The 7,661-nt window shown below is 66.0% G+C and carries 8 protein-coding genes; 1 reads left to right on the top strand and 7 read right to left on the bottom strand.

Translation table 11 applies throughout. The features are described 5' to 3' along the window. From VFA16_RS19845 to VFA16_RS19815, 7 genes are all read right to left on the bottom strand, one after another. The coding region (locus VFA16_RS19845; RefSeq protein ID WP_324969465.1) for an inorganic phosphate transporter at positions 1-713 on the bottom strand (713 nt) is incomplete at its 3' end. A gap of 88 nt (positions 714-801) precedes the next feature. Next, positions 802-1,218 (bottom strand): VOC family protein, encoded by a 417-nt coding sequence (locus VFA16_RS19840; protein WP_324969464.1) that lies wholly within the window; start codon positions 1,216-1,218, stop codon positions 802-804. A gap of 62 nt (positions 1,219-1,280) precedes the next feature. Continuing rightward, positions 1,281-2,165: an SDR family oxidoreductase gene (locus VFA16_RS19835; protein WP_324969463.1), complete on the bottom strand. Its 885-nt coding sequence runs from the start codon at positions 2,163-2,165 to the stop codon at positions 1,281-1,283. A 199-nt stretch (positions 2,166-2,364) separates the two neighbouring features. After that, positions 2,365-3,267, bottom strand: a complete 903-nt coding sequence (locus tag VFA16_RS19830; protein WP_324969462.1) for a 1,4-dihydroxy-2-naphthoyl-CoA synthase — start codon at positions 3,265-3,267, stop codon at positions 2,365-2,367. A gap of 2 nt (positions 3,268-3,269) precedes the next feature. Beyond that, positions 3,270-3,734: a nitroreductase family deazaflavin-dependent oxidoreductase gene (locus VFA16_RS19825; protein ID WP_324969461.1), complete on the bottom strand. Its 465-nt coding sequence runs from the start codon at positions 3,732-3,734 to the stop codon at positions 3,270-3,272. 101 nt (positions 3,735-3,835) lie between these two features. Continuing rightward, positions 3,836-5,437 carry a fatty-acid--CoA ligase FadD8 gene (gene fadD8, locus VFA16_RS19820; RefSeq protein WP_324969460.1) on the bottom strand — a complete coding sequence of 534 codons (1,602 nt, stop codon included), beginning with the start codon at positions 5,435-5,437 and terminating at the stop codon, positions 3,836-3,838. 43 nt (positions 5,438-5,480) lie between these two features. Beyond that, the gene (locus VFA16_RS19815; RefSeq protein WP_324969459.1) at positions 5,481-5,888 is read right to left on the bottom strand and encodes a YciI family protein; all 408 of its coding nucleotides are present in this window, start codon (positions 5,886-5,888) and stop codon (positions 5,481-5,483) included. A gap of 85 nt (positions 5,889-5,973) precedes the next feature. Between VFA16_RS19815 and VFA16_RS19810 the strand changes: the two genes are divergently transcribed. Continuing rightward, positions 5,974-7,578, top strand: a complete 1,605-nt coding sequence (locus tag VFA16_RS19810; protein WP_324969458.1) for an amidohydrolase — start codon at positions 5,974-5,976, stop codon at positions 7,576-7,578. Positions 7,579-7,661: the final 83 nt, after the last annotated feature.

Below are 7,661 nucleotides of genomic sequence, written 5' to 3'. Positions count from 1 at the left end.
CAGCCGCCGAGATAGGTGCCGGTCGCCATGGCGATTGCGCAGCTCACGATGACCCACAGCGGCGGCATGGACGCCGTCTTGCTCACCGAGCCGTAGGAGATCAGCGCCAGGAAGATGATGCCCATCGTCTTCTGCGCGTCGTTGGTGCCGTGGGCCAGCGACACCAATGCGGCCGACCCGATCTGGCCGCGGCGGAAGCCGTTTTCGGAGCGGTTGTCCGGGACACCGCGGGTGAATCGGTAGACCAACCAGGTGCCGACTGCCCCGACCAGGATGGCCAACGCTGCGGCCACCATGGCCGGGATGATCACCTTGGAGACCAGGCCGCTCCAGATCACCCCGTGGCCGCCTGCTGCGGCGATCATCGCGCCGACGATGCCGCCGATCAGTGCATGCGAGGAGCTGGACGGAATGCCCAGCAGCCAGGTCAGCAGGTTCCAGACGATGCCGCCGACCAGGCCGGCGAATACCAATTCCAGCGTCACCAGATGGCCGTCGACCAGACCTTTGGCGATGGTTGCCGCGACGGCCGTCGACAGGAACGCCCCCACCAGATTCAGCACTGCAGACAGCGCCACCGCGGTCTTAGGCGCGAGCGCACCGCTGGCGATGGAGGTAGCCATGGCGTTACCGGTGTCGTGAAACCCATTGGTGAAGTCGAACGCGAGCGCTGTGATCACGACGATGATCAACAGGAACAAGTCAAGACTCACAAGGCATCACGGCGCCAATTCTGGGACGCGGGGCGCCGGTTTGTCGAACGAATCCGGAAAAGAGTCACTGGAAAGTCTCGACTTGTTGTCAACTGTTCCCCTCGGGTTCACCCAGCGGGTTGCGCCGGGTGTCGCGACGCAACGGATGATCGCCGGGCACCTGCACGAAGATCAATGTGATGCCGTCGGGATCGGTTACGTGCATCTCGAGCAATCCCCATGGCTCGCGGCGCGCCTCGCGGGCGATTGGCACACCTCGGCCCTGCAGCTCCGCTTGGGTGGCCTGGATATCGCGCACCTGAAGCCACAGCGCCCCGGGGAAAGGGCCCTGGTAACGTTCCGACGTGGGATAGCCGGCCAGCTCGATCAGCGATTGGCCCGCGAAAAACACTGTGCCAGCGCCATATTCGCGAGCGATCGCCAGGCCGATCTCGTCACGGTAAAAACTTAGCGACCGCTGATAGTCCGTCGGCCGGAAGAGCATCCGACTGGCCAGGATCTCCATCTCTCGTGTCTATCACGTGGCGGCGACGCGCAGTTCCCGGACTCCACAGGCTCGCCATTTGCTCAGGACGCCGGCTGGATGCGCTGGCGCTTCATCAGCGCGGTCACCCAGCGCGGCCCGACGGTGTCCAACGCCCTGGCGGCGACGGCGATGCGCGGCGCTATCCGAACCGGGCGGACGCGGGCGGCGGTCACCATCCACTCGGCGGCCTCACGCGGCGTCAGCGCCGGCATCCCGTCGTAGGCCTTGGTCGGTGCGATCATCGGTGTGGCCACCAGCGGGTAGTACAGCGTCGTCGAGTGGACTCCCTTTGTGCCCCACTCGGTTTCGATCACCCGGCTGACGGCCGACAGCGCAGCCTTGGACGCGTTGTATACCGAGAAAAGCGGTGACGCCTCGCTGAACACACCCCAGGTCGCGACGTTGATGATGTGGCCGTCACCGCGCTCGAGCATCCCGGGCGCGATGCCGCGGATCAACCGCAACGGCGAATAGTAGTTGAGCACCATGGTTCGCTCGACGTCGTGCCAGCGTTCCAGTGACTCTGCCAGCGGGCGGCGGATGGACCGGCCGGCGTTGTTGACCAGGATGTCGACTCCGCCGAGGCGTTGCTCGACGTCGGCCACCAGCGCGTCGATGGCGTCCATGTCCGACAGGTCGCACGGAATCGCGATCGCGTTTCCGCCTTTTTGGGTGATCCGGCCGACCACCGCGTCGAGCAGGTCCTTGCGCCGCGCGACGGCGACCACGGTGGCACCGTGGCGCCCGAATTTTTCGGCCGCGGCTTCTCCAATGCCCGACGAAGCCCCGGTGAGCAGGATCCGTTTGCCGTCGAGCTCGACCGGTTTGGTCGCGGGCCGGGTCAACAGCAGCTGCTCGGCGATCGGCGGCCGCATCCCGGCCAGTGCGAATGCCTCGCGCATTCGGCGCATCGGACTTTTGCTCATGAACTCGCAGTCTAGGAGCCGCGCGACTTGACCAAGTGGTCAGATGTGTCACAGGAACCCCTGGACCTAGGACATGTACAGTTTGCCCGCTTCTGCGCGATTTCCGGGCCGATGATCCCGGCCACCACGGTCACAATCGCTCGAAGGCGGGCAAATAGTGCATCCCCCACCTCGCGCTGATGTGACAGATGCCCCGTCGTCAGAAATAGCGCGGGAACCGGCTCCAATCGGGTGGCCGTTTTTCCAGGAAAGCATCACGGCCCTCGACGGCCTCGTCCGTCATGTACGCCAAACGTGTTGCCTCACCGGCGAACAGCTGCTGGCCCACCAGCCCGTCGTCCAGCAGATTGAAAGCAAACTTCAACATCCGTTGCGCCTGCGGCGATTTCGCGTTGATCTCGGCCGCCCATTGCAGCGCCACCGACTCCAGCTCGGCGTGGTCCACGACGGCATTGACTGCGCCCATCGCGTGCATCTGCTCGGCGGTGTAGGTCCGCCCCAGGAAAAAGATTTCCCGCGCGAACTTCTGGCCCACCTGGCGAGCCAAATATGCGCTGCCATAACCGCCGTCGAAGCTGCCGACGTCGGCGTCGGTCTGCTTGAAACGGGCGTGCTCGCGGCTGGCCAGGGTGAGGTCGCACACGACATGCAGGCTGTGCCCGCCGCCGGCGGCCCACCCGTTGACCAGGCAGATGACGACCTTGGGCATGAACCGGATCAGCCGCTGCACCTCCAGGATGTGCAGCCGGCCGGCGCGTGCGGTGTCGACGGTGTCCGCGGTCTCGCCGGAGGCGTACTGGTAGCCGCTGCGTCCGCGGATACGCTGATCGCCGCCGGAGCAAAACGCCCAACCGCCGTCTTTGGGTGACGGCCCGTTGCCGGTCAACAGCACGACGCCGACGTCCGGCGACATCCGGGCATGGTCCAGCGCCCGGTACAGCTCGTCGACGGTATGCGGGCGAAATGCGTTACGCACCTCCGGGCGGTTGAACGCCACCCGCACGGTGGGATCGCTGAGGTGGCGGTGGTAGGTGATGTCGGTCAGGTCTGCGAATCCGTCCACGGGCCGCCAGGCGTCTGCATCGAAAGGGTTGGCACTCAACGCTATTCGGCTCCCATTGGGTCGAGGCGGAACACCGCGCAACGCCCGGCGAGTGCTTCGAACTCCTCCGGGCGTCCGTCGGTGACGAGTCCGGCGCGTTTCAGAAAGCCCACGCCAGTAGGAACCTGGGTGGGCCATTCTCGCAGCAGCGGGGGCGCCTCGTCGTCCGTCAACTCCACCATGCGCACCCGCTCAGAGCGTCGCCCGCGGGTTACTGCCGCCTCGCCGGCGGCGCGGACGTTTTCGACCCAATCGGCGCCCGGGAATCCGCCGACGACATACTCCTTGCCTTCCACCGTCATTGGGGTGACCGGTGTCGATCGCGGCTGCCCGGACTTGCGCCCGCGCACCGTCAACACCACCGGGCCCTCGCCGCCGAACCGCATGCCCAGCCGCGACATCTGGATGAAGACTTTGTTCATCGGCTTGAGCCACCACGGTGGCCGGATGCGATCGGTTGCGGGCATGCCTGTCACAGTAGTCAGCCCGTTCGCCGTGCTCTCAGCAGGTAGAGGCGGGCGCACAGCACCTCTACCCGGGAGGTACGTAGGTGCCGGCGTGGCGCGCTTCAGCCCACGGCCCGCTCGGCGCCTTCCCAGAACTGCGCGCGCACCGCCTTCTTGTCAGGTTTGCCCAGCGCGGTCACCGGCAGCGAGTCGACGATGACGACCCGCTTGGGCGACTGCACTGAGCCCTTGCGTTCCTTGACAGCTGCTTGGATCTCGGCGGTCATCGCTGCGACAGCAGCGTCGTCGCTAGGCGTGTCGGGCCGCAACACCACCACCGCGGTGACGGCTTCCCCCCACTTCTCGTCCGGCGCCCCGACCACGCAAACCTGCGCCACAGCGGGATGTTCGGCGACAACATCCTCGACCTCGCGGGGGAACACGTTGAATCCGCCGGTGACGATCATGTCCTTCACCCGGTCGACGATGTAGTAAAACCCGTCCTCGTCCTCGCGGGCCATGTCGCCGGTGTGCAGCCAGCCGTCTTTGAAAGTCTTCGACGTCTCGTCAGGTAAATTCCAGTAGCCGCCCGCCAAAAGTGGTCCGCTGACACAGATTTCGCCGACTTCACCCTGCGGCACCGGCTTGCCGTCGAGGTCCAGCAGCGCGACCCGCGCGAACAGCGTCGGGCGCCCGCACGACGTCAGCCGCTTCTCGTCGTGGTCCTTCTTCCCGAGGTACGTGATGGCCATCGGCGCCTCGGACTGCCCGTAGTTCTGGGCGAAGATCGGCCCGAACCGGCGGATTGCCTCGGCCAGCCGCACCGGGTTGATCGCCGAAGCCCCGTAGTACACGGTCTCCAGCGACGACAGGTCTCGGGTATGCGAATCCGGGTGGTCCATCAGCGCGTACAACATCGACGGCACCACGAACGTCGCCGTAATCCGCTTCTCCTCAATGATTTTCAGGACTTCAGCGGGATCGAATTTGGGCAACACGTACATTTCGCCGCCCTTGACCAACGTCGGCAGGAAGTACGCGGCGCCGGCATGCGACAGCGGGGTGATCATTAAAAACCGCGGCTGCTCCGGCCATTCCCACTCCGCGAGTTGGATCATCGTCATGGTCGAGATCGACTGCGCGGTGCCGATGACGCCCTTGGGTTTTCCGGTGGTGCCGCCGGTGTAGGTCAGTCCGATGATCTGGTCCGGTGGCAGGTCGGCGGCCACCAGCGGACGCGGCTCGTACTTCTCGGCCTCTGCCGACAGGTCGACCGCCACGTGCTTCAACGCATCCGGCACCGGGCCGATGGTCAGGATTTGCTTGAGCGAGTCGACCCGCTCCAGCAGCCCCAGCGCCCGCTCGACGAACATCGGGTTGGGGTCGATGATCAGCGAGCTGATTCCGGCGTCGGAGAGCACATAGGCGTGGTCGTCGAGTGAGCCGAGCGGATGCAGGGCGGTGCGCCGGTAGCCCTGGGTCTGGCCCGCGCCGATGATGATCAGCACCTCGGGCCGGTTCAGCGACAGCAGACCGACCGCGGCGCCGGTGCCTGCGCCCAGCGCCTCGAACGCCTGGATGTACTGGCTGATCTTGTCGGCCATCTGACCGCCGGTCAGCGTGGTGTCCCCGAGGAACAGCACTGGCTTGTCGCGGTGGCGCTTGAGCGCACCGACCAGCAGATGCCCGTTGTGGGTGGGATTGCGCAGCAGCTCGTCACTCATGCAGGCAAGACTAGAACGTGTTACAAAACGAGCCCAGGCCCTCCTACTTATTGGCTGCGGCCCGCCACTGAGCTTCCTTTTGGACGTACTCGTTGTCCTGCGGAAACTCCTCCGTTTCGTGCACGCGCCGGACCTCCAGCGTCACCCCTGGTCCAAGCGGACAGCGCGTCGCCCACTGCACCGCTTCGTCCTTCGACGAGACGCTGATGATCCAGAACCCGTTGAACAGCTCACCGGGATACGGCTCCTCGGTAACCGCCGGGGGGTCCGAACTGAAGTCGACGACGAAGCCCTCTTCCTGTCCGGCCAGACCCTCGCCGGCCAGCAACACGCCGGCCTCGATCATCGACTCGTTGTACTTGCCCATCGCGGTCAGAATCTCGTCGAACGGGACATCCTTGGCGGCTTCCTGCGCCTCCGGAGTGGACCGCATGATCATCATGTAGCGCATCGTTAACTCCTCTCGTTCGGATGGCTCACCACAATCGACTCGCGGCGGCGCCATTTCTCATCGCGCCCCAGTAGGATCGCCGGTCATGGCGGACGCCGACCTCATAATCACCGGCACAGTGCTGACCGTCGACGACGCGCGGCCCACCGCAGAGGCGCTGGCCGTCGCCGACGGCCGGATCGTCGCTGTCGGCAACCGATCCGACGTCAGCGGGCTCGTCGGCCCGGGCACCCGGGCCATCGATATAGGCGACGGCTGTGTCATGCCGGGATTCGTTGAGGCACACGGTCACCCCTTGATGGAGGCGGTCGTGCTGTCGGACCGGATTGTCGACATCCGTCCCGTCACGATGCGCGATGCCGATGACGTCGTCGCCGCGATCCGCCGCGAAGCCAGGAAACGAGGATCATCGGGCGCCTACCTCAGTGGTTGGGATCCGCTGCTGCAGCCCGGGCTTCCGGAGCCGACGCTGGCCTGGCTCGACGAGACTGCGCCGGACGGCCCGCTGGTGATCCTGCACAACTCCGGCCACAAGGCGTACTTCAACTCTCAGGCCGCCCGCCAAGCCGGCCTGAACCGCGACACCCCCGACCCCAAGGGCGCCCGATACGGCCGTGACGCCGACGGCGAACTGGACGGCACCGCCGAGGAGACGGGCGCGTTGTTCCCGCTGGTCGGCCCCGCAATCCAGCCCGGCGACTACCCGGCCATGCTGCTCGCCGAATGCGCCCGGCTCAATCGCGCCGGACTCACCACATGCTCGGAGATGGCCTTCGACCCGGTGTTCCGACCGCTGGTCGAGCAGCTGCGCAGCGAACTGACCGTGCGGTTGCGCACCTACGAGATCTCCAACCCGCAGATGCGCACCGACGCCAAACCGGGCGAGGGCGACGACATGCTTCGCCAGGTCGGCATCAAGATTTGGGTGGACGGGTCGCCGTGGATCGGCAACATCGATCTGTCGTTTCCGTATCTCGACACCGCCGCCACCCGCACCATCGGAGTCGAGCCTGGCTCCTGCGGCCACGCCAACTACACCCGCGAACAGCTGACCGAAATCGTCGACGCCTACTTTCCGCTCGGCTGGCCGATGGCCTGCCACGTGCAGGGCGACGCCGGCGTCGACACCATTCTCGACGTCTACGAACAAGCGCTGCAACGTAATCCGCGTGACGACCATCGGTTGCGACTTGAACACGTCGGCGCCATCCGCAACGACCAACTCCAACGGGCCGCCGAGCTAGGCGTCACCTGCAGCATCTTCGTCGACCAGATCCACTACTGGGGCGACATTATCGTCGACGGGCTGTTCGGACCGGAACGCGGATCCCGTTGGATGCCAGCAGGATCCGCGGTTGCCGCCGGTATGCGCATCTCGCTGCACAACGACCCGCCGATCACGCCCGAGGAGCCGCTGCGCAACATCAGCGTGGCTGTCACCAGGACCGCGCCCAGCGGCCGGGTGCTGGCACCCGAGGAGCGGTTGAGCGTCGAGCAGGCTATCCGCGCGCAGACCATCGACGCCGCCTGGCAGCTGTTCGCCGACGACGTGATCGGCTCGCTGGAGGTCGGCAAGTACGCCGACATGGTGGTGCTGTCGGCCGATCCGCGGACCGTGCCGCCCGAAGACATCGCCGACCTCGACGTGCGCGCCACCTTCCTGGCGGGCCGCCAGGTGTATCCCCGTTGACACCGCCGCGGCCCCGCCTGCAAGACATCCTGGACCGCCTACATGTCGTGGCGCTGCCGATGCGGGTGCGCTTCCGCGGCATT

The organism is Mycobacterium sp., assembly GCF_035653355.1.
In the GTDB taxonomy this organism is placed as follows: domain Bacteria; phylum Actinomycetota; class Actinomycetes; order Mycobacteriales; family Mycobacteriaceae; genus Mycobacterium.
Note: the sequence above shows the minus strand (reverse complement) of the source record. Positions and strands in the feature narration are given on the sequence as shown.